Source organism: Prosthecobacter sp., assembly GCF_044232965.1.
Classification (GTDB): Bacteria; Verrucomicrobiota; Verrucomicrobiia; order Verrucomicrobiales; family Verrucomicrobiaceae; genus Prosthecobacter.
The window spans coordinates 21,998-37,861 of the sequence record NZ_JBIIKX010000021.1 but is presented as its reverse complement, the minus strand read 5'-3'; the positions used below and the strand labels follow the sequence as shown (position 1 = coordinate 37,861).

General features: G+C 60.6%; 12 protein-coding genes and 1 tRNA gene. 9 read left to right on the top strand and 4 right to left on the bottom strand.

From position 1 onward, the window contains the following. Positions 1–100: 100 nt before the first annotated feature. Both ACILSI_RS11225 and ACILSI_RS11220 read left to right on the top strand, forming a co-directional pair. Positions 101–2,401 carry a hypothetical protein gene (locus tag ACILSI_RS11225; protein WP_395721970.1) on the top strand — a complete coding sequence of 767 codons (2,301 nt, stop codon included), beginning with the start codon at positions 101–103 and terminating at the stop codon, positions 2,399–2,401. Further along, positions 2,398–3,309, top strand: coding sequence for a hypothetical protein (locus ACILSI_RS11220; RefSeq protein ID WP_395721969.1), 912 nt, complete (start codon positions 2,398–2,400; stop codon positions 3,307–3,309). Before ACILSI_RS11225 ends, ACILSI_RS11220 begins: the two co-directional genes overlap by 4 nt. Here ACILSI_RS11220 and ACILSI_RS11215 read toward each other — a convergent pair. Further along, complete coding sequence (locus tag ACILSI_RS11215; RefSeq protein ID WP_395721968.1) at positions 3,282–4,130, bottom strand: aminotransferase class IV; 849 nt, start codon at positions 4,128–4,130, stop codon at positions 3,282–3,284. The two genes, ACILSI_RS11220 and ACILSI_RS11215, sit on opposite strands and share 28 nt — an antisense overlap. Positions 4,131–4,225: 95 nt before the next feature. On the opposite strand from ACILSI_RS11215, the gene ACILSI_RS11210 reads away from it, so the two are divergent. The 5 genes from ACILSI_RS11210 (at position 4,226) to ACILSI_RS11190 (ending at position 7,750) form a co-directional block, all read left to right on the top strand. Then, positions 4,226–4,300: transfer RNA gene (locus ACILSI_RS11210), tRNA-Gly, on the top strand. Positions 4,301–4,314: 14 nt separating this feature from the next. Continuing rightward, positions 4,315–5,190, top strand: a complete 876-nt coding sequence (locus ACILSI_RS11205) for a 50S ribosomal protein L11 methyltransferase (protein WP_395721967.1) — start codon at positions 4,315–4,317, stop codon at positions 5,188–5,190. 175 nt (positions 5,191–5,365) lie between these two features. Then, positions 5,366–6,271 (top strand): MBL fold metallo-hydrolase, encoded by a 906-nt coding sequence (locus ACILSI_RS11200; protein ID WP_395721966.1) that lies wholly within the window; start codon positions 5,366–5,368, stop codon positions 6,269–6,271. Between the two features lie 18 nt (positions 6,272–6,289). Then, complete coding sequence (locus tag ACILSI_RS11195) at positions 6,290–6,811, top strand: dihydrofolate reductase (protein WP_395721965.1); 522 nt, start codon at positions 6,290–6,292, stop codon at positions 6,809–6,811. A gap of 48 nt (positions 6,812–6,859) precedes the next feature. Next, positions 6,860–7,750: a hypothetical protein gene (locus ACILSI_RS11190; protein WP_395721964.1), complete on the top strand. Its 891-nt coding sequence runs from the start codon at positions 6,860–6,862 to the stop codon at positions 7,748–7,750. Positions 7,751–7,756: 6 nt separating this feature from the next. Here the strand turns inward: ACILSI_RS11190 and ACILSI_RS11185 are convergent, their stop codons facing one another. From ACILSI_RS11185 to mnmE, 3 genes are all read right to left on the bottom strand, one after another. Further along, positions 7,757–9,112, bottom strand: a complete 1,356-nt coding sequence (locus ACILSI_RS11185) for a DUF1501 domain-containing protein (RefSeq protein WP_395721963.1) — start codon at positions 9,110–9,112, stop codon at positions 7,757–7,759. Positions 9,113–9,306: 194 nt separating this feature from the next. After that, a complete protein-coding gene (locus tag ACILSI_RS11180; RefSeq protein ID WP_395721962.1) occupies positions 9,307–10,191 on the bottom strand; it encodes a TIM barrel protein in 885 nt (294 codons plus the stop codon). Positions 10,192–10,247: 56 nt separating this feature from the next. Then, positions 10,248–11,621, bottom strand: a complete 1,374-nt coding sequence (gene mnmE / locus ACILSI_RS11175; RefSeq protein ID WP_395721961.1) for a tRNA uridine-5-carboxymethylaminomethyl(34) synthesis GTPase MnmE — start codon at positions 11,619–11,621, stop codon at positions 10,248–10,250. A gap of 142 nt (positions 11,622–11,763) precedes the next feature. Here mnmE and ACILSI_RS11170 point away from each other — a divergent pair, with 142 nt between their 5' ends. Together ACILSI_RS11170 and ACILSI_RS11165 are read left to right on the top strand one after the other, a co-directional pair. Continuing rightward, the gene (locus ACILSI_RS11170; protein ID WP_395721960.1) at positions 11,764–13,239 is read left to right on the top strand and encodes an MraY family glycosyltransferase; all 1,476 of its coding nucleotides are present in this window, start codon (positions 11,764–11,766) and stop codon (positions 13,237–13,239) included. Between the two features lie 554 nt (positions 13,240–13,793). Then, on the top strand, positions 13,794–15,749 hold the full coding sequence (locus ACILSI_RS11165) for an O-antigen ligase family protein (protein WP_395721959.1): 1,956 nt from the start codon (positions 13,794–13,796) through the stop codon (positions 15,747–15,749). The last annotated feature ends 115 nt before the right edge of the window (positions 15,750–15,864 follow it).

Below are 15,864 nucleotides of genomic sequence, written 5' to 3'. Positions count from 1 at the left end.
AACCGTCCTGCATCCCGAACTTTGTTTTTTGGGCACTCGAATCCGCGTAATTTCGCATCGCCTGTAGCATTCTCTTTTCCACGGCGTTATCTGCGCACGCATGCCCCGCATTGTCTGGCAAAACATGAACCTCACCTGGCTGGCCGCCGGGGTGGTCGTGCTGGTGCTGGGATTGCTCATCGCAGGCTATGTGAGATCGCCCCTTCGCGGCTGGAAGCGGCTGGCGGCCATGCTGTGCAAGACCGCCGCGCTGGCCCTGCTGGCGCTGTGCCTGCTCGATCCGCTATGGACGCGCACGCAGCCGAAGAAGGGTGAAAACGAAGTCGTCGTGCTGGTGGATGCCAGCGCCTCGCTTGATCTGGCGGAATCCGTGGGTGGAAAAACCCGCGCGGCACTCGTGCAGGCGGCTTTGGCATCCAGTGATGACGATGCTGCATGGATCAAGGCCTTGGGGGAAGACTTCCGCCTGCGTTTGATGACCGGAGGCTCGCAAACGAAGAGCGTGCCGCATTTTCGTGGCTTGAGGTTCGACGGCACGCGCTCGGACTTCTGCCGCACGCTCATGACGCTGCGCTCCGGCGGCACGAACCTCGCCGCCGTGGTCGTGGTGAGCGATGGCAATGCCACCGACTTCGCCGCGTGGAAAGCGGAGACGAAGAGCACGCCCGTTTTCACCGTGCTGGCCGGCGACAAGGCTCCGCCGGATGATTTCAGCATCGTCGAGGCCAGTGTGGCGACGAGTCCGTTTGAAGACGCGCCGATCACCATCACCGCTCGCGTGACTGGCAATGGCAAAGCGACGCTGCAAGTGCTCGGCGAGGACAAAAAGCCCGTGGCGTCCGAAAAGGTGACGCTCAGCGGCAATTCGGCTCAAACGGTGCGCTTGCGTGTGCCGGTGGCGAAGTCGGGGGTGAGCTTTTATCAACTCGCACACCAAAGTGAAGGCGGCAAAGAAGCCACGCTGGCGAACAACACACGCCTCCTTGTCGCAGATCGCGGCGCAGGGCCGTATCGCGTGCTCTACGTCTCGGGTCGGCCAAATTGGGAATACAAATTCCTGCGCCGCGCCATCGCGGGTGATGATGACATCCAGATGCCTGCACTGGTGCGCATCGCGAAACGGGAACCGAAATTCGAATGGCGTGGCAAGGCCGGTGAAAGCGTGAACCCGCTGTTTCGCGGCTTTGGAGCCAAGGAAGGCGAGGAGGCGCAGCGCTACGACCAACCGGTGATCATTCGGATGGGCACGAAGGATGCCAAGGAACTCACCGACGGCTTCCCGAAAGCAGCGGAGGACTTGTTTGCGGAGTTTCGCGCCATCATTCTCGACGACATCGAGGCGGCGTTTTTCACACAGGAGCAGATGAACCTCATCGAGCGCTTCGTCAGCGAGCGCGGCGGCGCGTTGTTCATGCTCGGCGGCCAGGAGTGTTATCGCACCGGCGGCTATGACAACACGCCCATCGGCCGCATGCTGCCGGTGTATCTCGATCAAGCAGCAAGCGGCCCGGCGGTGGCGGACGCGCGGTTCAATCTCACGCGTGAAGGCTGGTTGGAATCATGGATGCGGCTGCGCACGGACCGCGAGGAGGATGAGAAGCGCCTGTCCGCGATGCCCGCGTTTCAATCCATCAATCCCGCCTTCTCCATCAAGCCGGGCGCGAGCATTTTGGCGACGGTTTCAGACGCGCAGAACTCCTATCCCGCCGTTGCGGTGCAGCGTTTTGGTGAAGGCCGCGTTGGAAGCCTCATGATCGCCGATCTGTGGCGCTGGGGGTTGTATGACACCGACGCGCACAAGGACATGGACCGCATGTGGCGTCAGCTCATGCGCTGGCTGGTCGTGGATGTGGCGGATGCGATCACCTTTGCCGCTGAGATCGACGCCGCCGACCAGGAGCGTGTGAAACTGGCCGTCAGAGTGAAGGATCGAGCCTTTAAGGCGAACAGCGATGCCATCGTTAAGATCGAGGTCACACAGCCAGATGGCAGCAAGTCACAGCTCTTTGCCGAGCCGAGCCTGAAAGAGGCCGGACTTTTCGAAACGGAGTTCTTTACAAGCAAACCCGGCTACTACCGCGCCACCACGACCGTCGAGGATGCCGGAAAACGCACAGCGCTCGGCACGAAGGCCGTCGGCTGGACGCATGACCCGCTGGCGATGGAATTCGCCAAGCTGGAGCCGAATCGCGAGTTGATGCAGCGCATCGCTGATGAGACCGGCGGGAAGATGCTCGCTCTGAAGAACATCACAGAGCTGCCCGAGATGCTGAAAAACATCCGCGTGCCCGTCGAGGTTACACTGGCGACGCCGCTGTGGCACACACCTTGGATTTTCATCGCGATCCTGCTGCTGCTGCTCGGTGAGTGGATGCTACGAAGGAAAGGAGGCATGGCATGAGACTTTGGCTTTTCATTTTGTTCACCTGCTCCCTTCACGCACGAATCCTCGACGTCGTCATCGTACGCGGCGCGGATGGCGCGGAGGAGTATGGGAAGAAGTTCTCGACGCAGGTCGAAGCCTGGAAAGCGGCCTGCGCGAAGGGCGAAGTGCCGGTCGAAATCATCAGCGGCGCAGAGACCGCTGCGAAGCTCGAAAAGCGTCTCGCAGCAGCAAAACCGGATCGCTCATTGTGGCTCGTGCTGATTGGCCATGGCACGTTTGATGGCCGTGAGGCGAAGTTTAACGCCGAGGGGCCGGACTTTGAGGCCAAACAGCTCGCCGGGTGGCTGGCACCTCTGAAACAGGAAATTGTGCTCATCCACAACGCCTCATCGAGCGGCGGATTTGTGCGTCCACTGGCAGGCAAAGGCCGGATTATCATCACAGCGACCAAAGGCCCGGATGAGGTGTTCTATGCGCGGTTTGGCGAGTATTTCGCCGAAGCCATCGGCGGGTTGGGTGATGCCGACATCGATCAGGACAGGCAGGTTTCCATTCTCGAAGCCTTCCGCCATGCCAGCAAGGCGGCGGCGATGTTTTATGAGAATGAAGGCCGGCTGGCCACGGAACACGCGTTGATCGAAGACAACGGCGACGGCGTCGCCACGCGCCGTGAAGTGCTCGAAGCACCGCCTGCCGAGGCCAAGCTCGATGGCGAACGCGCTTCGCAACTCGTGCTCGTGCTCAGCGACGAGGAAAAGAAGCTCACCGACGAGCAACGTAAGAAACGCGACGCGCTCGAAGTCGAGTTGAAAAAACTCAAGGGGCAGCGTGTCACGCTGGGCGATGATGAGTACTACGCGAAGCTGGAAAAGCTGCTGCGGCAGTTGAGCGAGGTTTACGGATCGTCCCGCCCCGCGACGTAGTCCCGAAACGCCTGCGCCACCTGCTGGGTAACAGCACCCGACACGCCAGGCATCTCGCGCTGATCAATTCGCGCCAGCGGATGCACATCGCGCGTGCTGGAGGTCAGAAAGGCTTCGTCGCAATTTTGCAGGACGCTGATGGGTAACGCGACCTCTTCGACGGTGATGCCCGCAGCCTGACAAGCCTCGATGGTGAGCGCACGCGTCACACCCGCAAGACAACCGGAGCTGAGCGGCGGCGTTTGCACACGGCCACCCGCAACGATGAAGATATTGGTGCCGGTGCCTTCGCAGAGTTCGTCACGCGTGTTGGCAAACAAGGCCTCCCCTGCCCCTTGAGCATGGGCCAAGGCCAAAGCGCGCACGTTGTCGGCATACGAGGTCGATTTGATGCCTGCGAGGGCACCGCGCTCGTTGCGCGTCCAGGGCACGATGAGCACGGTCTCGGTGGGTGGCCAGGGTTTGAGCGGGGTGGCAGCGGCGGTCATCGTGGAGGGCGATTCACCACGGTCGGAGCCGAGGGGGCCGTCACCGCTGGTCAGCGTGACGCGGACGCGGGCATCTGGCAGACCATTGGCCTGCATGACCTCTAGGATGGCCTGTAAATAGACCTCAAAAGCAGGTGGCGTGATGCCCATGGACTCGCAGGAGGCGACGAGACGCTTCCAGTGCCGTGTTGGAGTGAAGGGCTTGTTATTGCGGGCGACAAGCGTCTCAAACACGCCATCCCCGACGAGAAAGCCATGGTCAAAGGGGGAGATGCGCGCCTCGACGGTGTTAACGATTCGGCCATTGATCCAGATATGTGCAGGCAGGTTCACGCGGAGATCATGCCGCGAATAAAATCATTCTCAACAGACTCAACTTTGCGCTTGCACGGTAACCAGCTTGCGCCAGTATCCGGGCCGCAAGTTTTGCGGGTGTAGCTCAGTGGTAGAGCACTTCCTTGCCAAGGAAGATGTCGCGCGTTCGAATCGCGTCACCCGCTCCATCTCTCTCAGAGAGATGGCCTTCTCCCAAACCTTCATGTTTGTCTGGTCCAAACTCTCCGCCGCCAAGTGGTCTGATGCGTGGGAAGAACGATTCGCCGGGAGTAACGACGCCACGCTCGTCATCAGCAGCTTTCCCGGCAGGCAAACCATCCGTGTGGAGGTCTATTGCGCCACGGAGAAACGGGCCAAGGTCATTCAGAAAGAATGGGGCGGCACCGTGCGGCTGCTCAAGCAGCAGAACTGGGCTGCGAATGCTTCTCAAGCGCCACCGCCAGTGAAGGTGCGTGAAAAGTTTGTCGTCTGCACGGCCCGGACCAACGCGGAGCTAACCAAGGCCCGCAAAGAGTTCCCCAATCGTGAGATCATCGCCGTACCGGCAGACATGGCCTTTGGAACGGGCCACCATGCCACCACGGCCACTGTTTTGCGCCTGCTCGTGGATCTGGCAGAAGCGCTGAACAAGTCTGGCAAGCCCTGGAGCATGGCCGATCTTGGCTGCGGCAGCGGCATCCTGGCCATCGCGGCATCGAAACTCGGTGCCCGCCGTGTCTGGGGCTGTGATTACGACCCGGCGGCGGTGCGCATCTCGAAGGAGAACGCCGAGCGCAATGACACCCCCAAGGTGAGCTTCACCCGGATCGACGTGCTCAAATGGCAGCCGAAGCAGACCTGGGACATCGTGGCTGCCAACATTTTCCATGACGTGCTGGAGGCGGCATTCCCGCAACTGATCCAGTCCGTGGCCCCTGGAGGTGTTTTGATGCTTTCCGGCATCCTGCGCACCCAGGCCAAGGATTGCCTGGCCGCAGGTAATCGCGCCGGATTTGTGGTCCAAAAGACGATTACCAAGGGAAAATGGGTCACCGCGCTGGGCACGGTGAAAGCCTGAACGGGCCGGTTTTGTGCCGGAACAGCCTTCTGCGCCCCCCTCGAAGTTAAGCCTTGAGTTTGAGGCAGTTGATCTCTAACATCCATAAGACTTAGGATTCCCGGTCATGCTCTTCGATCCCGCTTCAACTTCTGGCGCGGCTGGAACCCCCAGCCCGCTGAAAAAGCGTCGCTTCTTGAAGCGAACCCAGACCGAGGGCAACCGCATCGGCCTGCTACCGACGGAAGGCTGGCGCAAACGCAACATGCAGTTCCTCAACGAGGTGCTCATCCCCTCGCTCCTCGCCCCACGCAAGCCGGGCCAGGACTTCGGCCTGCTGCCGATTGCCACACAGGACGAAATTGCGGTGACTTGGCTCGGTCACGCAGGCTTCTTTGCCCAGGTGGGCGGCATCAACATCGCCATCGACCCGAACTGGGCGCTGTGGCACGGCCCGGTGAAACGCGTGCAACACCCAAGTGTCTGGGCGCATGATCTTCCCCCCATCGACCTCGTCCTCGTGACGCACGCGCATTACGACCACCTGCATCTGCCGAGTCTGCGCAAGCTGGCCGCCGCCCAGCCGATCATCGTTCCCGAGGGCGTCGGCAGCCTCGTGAAGAACTGCGGCTTCGGGCGCATCGTGGAGCTGAAAACTTGGCAGAGCGCCACTTTCCGAGATCTGCGCATCACCCTGACTCCTGCCCGCCACTGGGGTGCGCGCATGATCCATGACACGCATCGCGGTTTCGGCGGTTTTTTGATCAAGTCCCCCGACCGGTGCCTCTTCCACTGCGGCGACAGCGCGATGTTTGACGGCTTCCAGGAGATCGGCAAGCGCTCCAATATCGACCTCGCCCTCATGCCAATTGGTGCCTATGACGCGCCGAGCGGACGTCCGGTCCACATGAATCCCGAGGAGGCGCTGGACGCTTTCGAGATGCTCGGGGCGCAATCCATGGTGCCGATGCATCACGAAACTTTTCCCCTCGGCGGCGAACCGATCCATGAACCCGCCGAACGCCTCATCAAAGCCGCCCTGGAGCGCCGGATCGGGCATCGCGTGCGCCTGCTGCGCGACGGCGAATCGGCGCTTTTCTAAGTGAATTTGCGGCCTGTTTTGACCCTCATTGCCGCTGTCTCGGCGGACGGCTTCATTTCCACCGGCCAAGGCGTGCCCTGGGCTCTGCCGAAAGACCGGGAGCACTTCCGCAGCGTCACACGCGGCCAGTGGCTGCTGATCGGCAGGCGCACTTACCAGGAGATGCTGGGCTGGTTCCAGGCCGGGCATCACCCGCTCGTTCTGACGAGAGACTCAGACTTCACCCCGCCCGTCGGCCAGGCCGTGGCTGATCTTGACTCGGCCTTGGAAGCCGCCGCCCAAGGAGGGGCTCGGGAGCTGTTTGTCTGCGGCGGGGGCGCTGCTTACGCGGCGGCCATGCCACGGGCGGATCGGCTGATTCTCACGCATGTGGGCACCTATTTACATGCTGGCGTCCCCTTTCCTGCCCTCGACCCAGGGATTTGGCGGGCGGTTTCCCGCCGTGAGTCCCCCGCCGACGCTGAAAACCCATTCGGCATGGTTTTTGCCGGCTATGAGCGCTATTCACCACAAAATCAGGCGATTGATTCACATTCCTGAAAAAATCAAGATGAGCAGATTCGTCTTTGGTGTATCTAAGAGAAGCTGATGACCACTCAACCACGGTTCCTTCACGGCCTAGCCGCCGCAACGCTGACGACAGTGATTCTGTTCGGCGTCGGCTGTCGTAGCCTCAGCACCACCGGCTCCACGCCTGCGACCAAGACCGACCCGGCTGCTTCTGGCAGAACGGACGCCGTTTTGGTGAAAGGCCCCATGGATCTGAGTTTCCTGCTCAGCATGAGCTACACGGAGGCCAAGAGCATCTCCACACAGCAGTTGGAATTCCCCCCCTACCTCAAGATCGCCGCCGACTCGATCGAGGTCTTCAAGTACAGCGACGACGGCAAGCCGCGCAAGGCACGCGCCCGTGGCAAGGTCTTCATCGAAATGAATTTCGGCGAGCCTGCCAAGGCACTCTGCCAGGAAGCCTTCATCACCGAGGACGAGATCATCCTGCGCGGCAGCCCCATCTTGCAGCGCGGTGGCAGCATGGTCGAAGGCCTCGATGAGAGCACCATTTTCTACATGTTCGGCACCTCGTTGCGTGTCATCGGCCTGCACAAGGTGAACAACCAGAACGAGATCGCCTCGGTGCTTCCTGCTTTGGGCAACTGGGCTCAAGGCCCCAACCTGCTCCTCCCGCCGCTGACCGAAAGCGCCGTGCCCTCCAGCATCCGCGACTCCATGCAACGCGCCGCCGAAGCCGAGATGCTGCATCAAAAAACGCGTGAGCTTTATGGACCCGCCGCGCCGCCAGCGGACAACAATCCTCCTGCGCCGCCGCCCGCCGCTGTCAAACCAGCGGACAAACCCAAGGAAACTCCTCCGGCCCCCGCCTCGAAGACCAAAAAACCGCCGATGGTGGAGATCCGCACAGCCGAGCCGCAGAAGAAATCCTTCTGGAGCCGTTTCCGCACGGACAAGACTAGGGCTTGATTTGCTTCAGCCCACAATCGCACGCGGCACACGCCCGTGAACATCCGTGAGCCGGTAATCACGTCCGGCATAGCGATACGTCAGCCTTTCGTGGTCCATGCCCAGCAGATGCAGGATCGTCGCGTGGATGTCGTGGATGTGCATCTTGTCCACCGCTGCTTTGAAACCAAACTCATCGCTCTGGCCGTAAGCCATGCCGCCCTGCGCACCTCCGCCCGCGAAGAACATGCAGAAGCCATGCGGGTTGTGATCGCGGCCGTTGCCGTTCTCGCTCACCGGCGTGCGGCCAAATTCGCCGCCCCACACGATGAGCGTGTCGTCCAGCATGCCGCGTTGCTTCAGATCGCCGATCAGCGCCGCGATGGGCCGGTCGATGTCCGCCGCCAGCTTCCGCGTCGTCGCGTCATGATTGGAATGCGAGTCCCACGGCTGCCCGTTGCCATAGTAGAGCTGCACAAACCGTACGCCGCGCTCCACCAACCGCCGCGCCATCAGGCAGCCATTGGAGAAATGGCTCGTGCCATACATCTCGCGCACCTTCGCTGGTTCCAGGTTCACATCAAAGGCATCCGTCGCCGCCGATTGCATGCGGAAGGCCGTCTCCATCGCCTGGATGCGACCGTTCAGCGCCACATCCGCTCCGCCACGCGCCACCAGATGCTCCGCGTTCAGCGCCTGCATCAGATCCAACTGCTTCCGCTGCTCGGTCGGTGAGTAGCGCTCGTTCGTCAGCCACGGAATCATCTTCCCCGGCTCCAGGTTCGAGTGATTGATGTACACGCCCTGATGCTGCGCCGGCAAAAACGCGCTACTCCACAAAATCGAAAACCGCACCGGCTTCCCAGGGCACAGCACCACAAACGACGGCAGATTCGCGTTCTCGTTGCCCAGGCCGTAGCTCAGCCACGAGCCCATGCTCGGCACGCGCTCCGTCATCGTGCCGTTGTTCATCAGCAGCAGCGCCGGACCATGATTCGGATTGTCCGTGTGGCATGAACGCAGCACGCACAGGTCATCCGCATGCCGCGCCAGATTCGGCAGCAGCTCGCTGATCTCCAGCCCGCTTTGACCATGCTTCGCGTAGCCGTAGGGAGACGCCAGCAGCCCGCCTGTGGGCCGTTCCGTGCGCAGATCGGCCCCCATCGGCTTTTGTCCTGAATACTTCGTCAGTCCCGGCTTCGGATCGAAAAAGTCCGGCCCGAACGGCCCGCCGTTCATGAACAGATGAATCACCCGCTTCGCCTTCGGCAGGAAGTGCGACCTCGGCCCCGCCTGCACCGTTGAGGCCAGCCCCAGCGCCCCCAAACCGCCCCCCATGCGGGTCAGCAGTTCACGACGAGAAAGCGCGGAGAGATCAGACATGCAGCCAATACGCATCTCAAAGTCCCATGCTTGCTCCCGTCACTTGAAATGGGGCGGCCTCCACTCCCAGTCTGCGTCCAGCCATCATTTTCAAGGTTCAATGACAGGCTGAATCCTTTCTCCTTTCGCTTCATCCACCGCCACTCGATCAGCCATCCCTGAAAAAATGCCGCACACGGAGTGTCTGGACCACTTTACACATCACACACCATGGCCGCATGGCGGAGGGCGAGGATGGGATCGTCCCAGGTGGGGATGAATTCGTGGGCGACGAAGTCGTTGTAGCCGATTTCGAGGAGGGCCTGCATAACAGCGGGGTAGTTGATCTCCTGGTGCTCGTCGAGCTCACAGCGACCGGGATTCCCGGCGGTGTGAATGTGGCCGATGTAGTCCTGGTGAAGGCGCAGGCGGCGGATGATGTCGCCGTTCATGATGCTGACGTGGTAAATGTCGAAGAGCAGTTTGAAGTTGGGGCTGCCGATGTTTTTGATGAGATCGACGCAGAAATCCACGTCGTCGCCAAAGTAGCCAGGATGCCCCTTCATCGGGTGGGAGCTGTCGCGGGAGTTCAGATGCTCCAGGACGAGGGTGACGCCTTTCTTTTCGGCGAGCGGCAGCACCTGCTTCCAGACATCAAGGCAGTCGTGGATGGCTTTGTCACGATCCATGCCCTCGAACTCCATGCCAGTGAAGGTGATGACCTTTTTGCAGCCGACATCGGCGGCGAGGTTGATGGAATCCGTCAGTTTCGTGACGACCTCGTCGTGAAACTCGGGATTGCACGGTCCTTTGGCGAAGCCGTGGCTGCCGACGAGGGAGATGTCGAGGCCGAGCTTTTTCACGTCGGGGTAGAGCTTGGAATCGATACCCTCAATGCCGACGAGCCCGATGTCCTTGGCATGCTTGGCGAGCACAAGGGTGTCCATCGGCTTCCAGCACCAGCCCATGAGGGTGTGCTTGATGCCTTTGTTTTTGATGACGTAAGCGGGATCAGCGGCGGCTTTGGCGATGGTTTGAGCGGTGAGTTGTGATGCAGCGGTGGCGGCGAACGCGGTGGTGAGGAAGTGGCGGCGGTTCATGGTGAGAGGTCAACGGTCAAGGGTTGGTCAAGATGGGTATCAAACGACGCTCGCGATTACTTTCCTATGCAGAAGGTGGAGAAGATGACATCGAGGATGCGTTCGACATCGACCTGGCCGATGACGTCGCCGACGGCCTGGAGCGCTTCGCGGATTTCGAGGGCGATGAACTCGGGGGCTTCGCCGCGCTCGAGAGCGATCCTGGCGGCGAGGAGGCGCTCGGCGGCACGTTCGAAGGCGGCTTTGTGACGAGCGTTGATGGCGATGGGGTGGTCTGCGGCGAGCGGTCCGGCGGTGGCGATGACGTCGCGGATGGCGTCACGCAGTTGTTCAATACCGGAACCGGTGAGGCAAGAAATAGGGATGCATTGGACACCGCCAGTACCGCCTAAAGGCGGGACTATAGTACTCCAATCAGCATGGATGCCGAGATCGGCTTTGTTGAGGATGAGGATGCGGCGATTGGCGATGGAGTCGGGCAACGTGAGACGCTGAACGGTGGCCGCAGGCTGGCTGGCATCGACGACTTCGATGACGAGGTCGGCGCGGTCGAGTTCGCGTTCGGTGCGCTGGATGCCGTGGCGCTCGATGTCGTCATTGGATTCGCGCAGGCCGGCGGTATCGACGAGGCGGAGCGGAATACCATGCACCTGGATGATTTCCTCGATAGTGTCGCGAGTGGTGCCTGCGGTAGGGCTGACGATGGCACGCTCGAAGCCGAGCAGGGCATTGAGCAGGCTGCTTTTGCCGACGTTCGGAGCACCGGATATGACGGTGCGGGCACCGTGGCGCAGGATGCGCCCCTGCTCGGAGGTGGCGATGAGTTTTTGCGCACGTTCGAGCACGGCGTCGATGCGCTGGCTCAAGGCGGCGCCGGTTTCGGGCGAGATGTCTTCATCCGGAAAGTCGATGAATGCCTCGATGTGGGCGAGCACCGGAATGATCTCCTGCTGCATGGCGGTGGCTTCACGACCAATCGCACCTCCGAGTTGTTCGTTCGCGGCACGAAGGGCGAGGGTGCTTTGCGCGTGGATGAGATCCATGACGGCCTCGGCCTGCGTGAGGTCCATTTTGCCATTTAGGAAGGCCCGCTGGGTGAATTCGCCGGGTTCGGCCGCACGCGCACCGCAGGCGAGGAGGCGATCCAACACACGCTGAGTGACGAGAACGCCGCCGTGGCCGTGGAATTCGATGACATCTTCGCCGGTGTAGCTGGCGGGTGATTTGAAGTGGAGCAGCAGACCGTGATCGAGCGATGCGCCAGTGGCATCAACGGCTGGAACGAGATGCGCCTGCCGTGGCGTGAGGTTCTGTGGAAGTTTGAAGGCCAAAGCGGCGATTGGGAGCGCCTGAGGGCCGGAAACGCGCACCACGCTGATGGCGGCCTCGCCGAGGGCAGTGGAGATGGCGGCGATGGTGTCTGCAAGCATCGGCGATGGTGAGAGCAGCAGGGTGAAAGTTCAAGAAGCGATCTGGAAAGATGCAACCCACGAGTTCTTTGAAGCTGAAGTCTTGAACGTTCATGGCGCAACGCCTATGCTGGGAGCTTACCCACCCGCCCCGCCACCGCGCATGACCGACTCAACGCCAGACGACATACCCTTTGGGCCGTGGGTGCCCCGACCTGTCTCGTGGCTGGAAATGGGTGTTTACTTTTGCGGCGCCCTCGTGGTGGCCGCCCTCGGCACCTGGTGGATTTTGAAAAACAGCGGCCAGGTCGGCCTGGATGCGCCAGACAACCGACGCAAGCTGCATGAAAAGGCCATCCCACGACTGGGAGGCGGCCCCATCTTCCTGGCGGTAGGTCTGGCATGCCTAGTGGCAGGTTACATCGGCGGACTGGGCTGGAGTCGCTGGCTGCCGGTGGCCATCTGCAACGCTTTGATTTTTAGCGTGGGTTTTGTGGATGATTTACGGCCTTTGGGAGCCAAGGTAAAGCTCGTCGGCCAGATTGGCACGGCGTTGATTCTTTACGCGCTGGGCGTCTCAATCGACACGCTCAGCAATCCGTTTGGAGATGGCAGCATCGACCTGGGTTGGTGGAGCCTGCCGCTAACCCTGCTATGGCTGGTGAGCATCCCCAACATCATCAATTTGATAGACGGCATGGACGGGCTGGCAGGTGGCTTTGGGCTGTTTTTGTGCCTGACACTGGCTTTCATCGGCTATTACGGCCTACAGCCGGACGTGCTGGTGGTGGCGCTGGCGATGGCCGGCGCGCTGGCGGGTTTTTTGATCTTCAATCTGCCGCCAGCCAAAATTTTCCTGGGTGACGGCGGCGCTTACCTGATCGGCTTTTTCATCGCCTCGGTGTCGCTCTTCACATCGAACAAAGGGTCTGTGATCGGCGCGCTGCTGGTGATCATCATGGCGCTGGGCGTGCCGATTCTGGACACGCTTTTTGCGATCATCCGGCGGGCGATGCGAGGCGTGCCGATCTTCAACGCGGACGCGGAGCACATTCACCACCGGTTGATCCTCCTGGGCTTCAGCAAAGGGCGGGCGCTGGTGGCCTTGTACTCGGTGTGTCTGGCGCTCAGCCTCGTGGGACTGAGCGTGCTGCTGACCAAGGGCGTGGCGCTGCCGGTGGCGGGCGCGTTCCTGCTGCTGCTGGCCCTCGGCGCGGCGCGTTATCTCGGCTATGTGCGCAGTTGGTCAAACTTCCGCGAACAAATCAACGAAGTCATGGAACGACGTCGCAAGCGTGAGTTTTTCCGCGCCTACGGACGTGTGCTGGACTTTGAAGTGGAGCGCTGTGACACCTTGGAAAGCTTCACCATGCAGTTTAGCCACGGTATCAAGCGCATGGGTCTGGGAGTGAGCAGCCAGGCGGAAACCTGTGCTGAAACTCTGCGGCTGGCTGATGGCAGGCTCTTCAACATCCATCATCCGAAAGACGACACTGAAACCTCCGAGTGGCACCTGCGTCTTGATGTCCTGCTTCCCGCACTCGAACGCTGCCTCGAAAAATGGGGGGCTCTGCCGCCCAGTGTTGAACAAGCGCCAACTGACCCCAATCCAGCTACCAGCAGCCAGCCCACGGCATGAAGCCCGACATGCAACCAGCACCTGACACCTCCAAACCCGTTCTGATCGGAGACGAAGCTGCGGATGAAAGGCCACAACTAGCCACAGAAGCCTCCACGCTTGACGATGGCGACGATGGTGACATGGACAGGCGTGAACTTGAACTTCCTGGGCCTGCGTGGCAGGGGCTGCTGTTTGCCCTGGTGCCAATCCTGGTGATTCTGTGCGGTGCGGGACGCGAAGCCTGGTCCAAAGGGATGGCGGCCGTCTTGATGGCGCTGATCATGCTTCTTTTCCCTGTGCAGCGCAGGCTGCCCACCATCGCAATGCTCGGTCTGCTGGGCGCCCTGCTGGCCCCCTTGCTCGTGTTTTTGCCCATCGAATGGCAATTGAGCCTGCCGGACTGGAGATCACGTCTCTTCCATGACTGGGAGGTGCCGCTCTCCAGCACCATCACCCCACAGGCATGGGTGACCTGGGAGGCGTGGCTGCTGCACGGCACCTGCCTCTCGTGGCTGACGTGGTGTCTAATTCGCGGATTCTCCAGCGCTCAGCGCCGGACGATGCTTCAAACCTTGGCGCTCAGCGGCATCATTCTCTGCGGGCTTGTCATTCTTGAGCATTTCAAGTGGATCAAAATGCCCTGGTGGCCGCGCAATCCATTGATTTGGGGGAATGGCTTCGGTCTCTTCGCCAACCGCAACCACACCAGCACCATCGCCGCCATCACTTGCGTTTTGTGCGCTGCCAATGCTTACGACTCTCACCGGAACAAATCACGCCTCTGGATGCTTTTCCTGGCAGGTGCCGCCTTGCCGCTGGCCTGCATTTTTATCAACACCTCCAAAGCCGGTGTCATCCTGCTGTTCATCGGCCTGACGGCCTGGCTCGGCACCTCAGCGATGCGAAAGGGGTTTTTCCAAAAAATGGCGGTGACGACTTCATTGATCATGATCATCGCCACGCTGCTCGTCATGTCTGGCGGCGGTGTCGGCACGCGCCTGCAATCTGGTGATTTCACCAAGGAAGGAGCGCGCACCATGCTGGTGGCTGAAACACTCAAAATGGTGATCCAGGCTCCGTGGCTGGGAGTTGGGTTGGGAAATTTCGAGACGGTCTTCCCCCTGGTTACCGAGTTCCACGAACCAAGAACGCGTTTTCTCCACCCTGAAAACGACCTGCTGTGGCTGCTGGCCGAAGGCGGCTTGCTGACCGTGCTTCCCGGTTTGCTCCTGCTGCTGTGGATTTTCCGATCCTCCGGCCCCTGGTTTGGAAAAAAACGCAAAAGCTCGCAAAACAGACAGGACCGTAAGTTGCGCAACGCGGCGGCCATCGCCTTCGGCATGGGCGCCGTGCATGGCTTGGCTGACGTGCCAAACCACGGCCTGGGCTTTGCGATTTTCATGGGACTGCTAGCCGGCATTCTGGTGCGCCCGAGACGGCTCAAAGAAGCATCCGGACTGCTTGACCGGCTGGCTCTCCGCGTCGCAGGCGTGGTCGTACTGTTAGTCGGGGCAGCTTGGCTCGGAGTGAGCCTGGGACACACATCCATGTTTCCCGGCAGCAGCGCGGCTGAAGCTTTGCGTGCTCGTGCCAACTGGCTGACCGACACTGGCTCGGCGGCCAGCGGCCTGCCCCTAATGAACGAAGCGGTGCGACTGAACCCGATGAACTTCCACCTCTACTTTGAACGCGCCCGCATGAAACGTTATCTCGGCAAGCCGAACGACGACGTGTTGCAGGATTTTTCACGCTCGCGAGCCGTGGAGCCTCATTATGCCGCGTTTTGCTATCAGGAAGGCGTTTTCTGGCTGGATTTCGCCCCGTCCTACGCCGTGATCGGCTGGCGTGAATACTTGCGGAGATATCCTGCATCCGCCCCAGGCATCTACGGTTACTATCGCATGATGCTCAATTACACGGAACGCCATCCAGAGCTTCGAGAACCACTCTGGGCGCTGGCCTCCACCGTGGAGCTCAAACTTGATTACCTGGGCGGTGTGCGGACGCGCGAGGAATTCGACAGATGCCTGCGCAGCATGCTGGCCCTGCAACCACAGCTTGAAGGACTTGAGGCCGCCCAAAGACAGGCGCTCTTTGAAATCTGGAACCGCCTTGGGGATCCAAACGCGCTCATGTCGCTGCTTGAAAGGAATAAAAAATGGCGGGATGACGGCTGGCGGCTCCTTGCAGAGCACTATGCGCGCAATTCCGAGTTTGAACACGCCTGCCAGATCGCCGCCATCTACCTGCCTTCGTTGAACCGAACAACGTTAGAGACGGGAACGGATATCGCCTCACTCGAACGTGCCGCGCTTTTCAATCCCACGGACCCCAGACGAAGCATCGACCTCTTCCAAGCACAAAAAAAACAGGGGGAAACCGATGACGCAATACGCACGCTGGAAAAGCTGATAGACACTCCCAACGCCCCTCCCTTCATCCGTCAGGAGATCGCGGCGCTGTACATGCAGAAACAAGATTTTCGCCGGGCTTGGGAGCAGTTTCGGGAAGCCATGCAAAAGAAGTAAATCAGGTCGGATGGCATCGGAGCCCCCTGCATTCTCTTTTTTGAGAATCGAAGATTGACGCAATCCTGCGAGACGTTTAGCTTGTTTAACAATCAACCGTGCCTCTCATTTAACG

Coding starts and splice junctions, on each gene's coding strand:
- ACILSI_RS11170 (WP_395721960.1), top strand. CDS start 11,764: ATGACCGACTCAACGCCAGACGACATACCCTTTGGGCCGTGGGTGCCC.
- mnmE (WP_395721961.1), bottom strand. CDS start 11,621: ATGCTTGCAGACACCATCGCCGCCATCTCCACTGCCCTCGGCGAGGCC.
- ACILSI_RS11190 (WP_395721964.1), top strand. CDS start 6,860: ATGACCACTCAACCACGGTTCCTTCACGGCCTAGCCGCCGCAACGCTG.
- ACILSI_RS11180 (WP_395721962.1), bottom strand. CDS start 10,191: ATGAACCGCCGCCACTTCCTCACCACCGCGTTCGCCGCCACCGCTGCA.
- ACILSI_RS11185 (WP_395721963.1), bottom strand. CDS start 9,112: ATGTCTGATCTCTCCGCGCTTTCTCGTCGTGAACTGCTGACCCGCATG.
- ACILSI_RS11205 (WP_395721967.1), top strand. CDS start 4,315: ATGGCCTTCTCCCAAACCTTCATGTTTGTCTGGTCCAAACTCTCCGCC.
- ACILSI_RS11220 (WP_395721969.1), top strand. CDS start 2,398: ATGAGACTTTGGCTTTTCATTTTGTTCACCTGCTCCCTTCACGCACGA.
- ACILSI_RS11225 (WP_395721970.1), top strand. CDS start 101: ATGCCCCGCATTGTCTGGCAAAACATGAACCTCACCTGGCTGGCCGCC.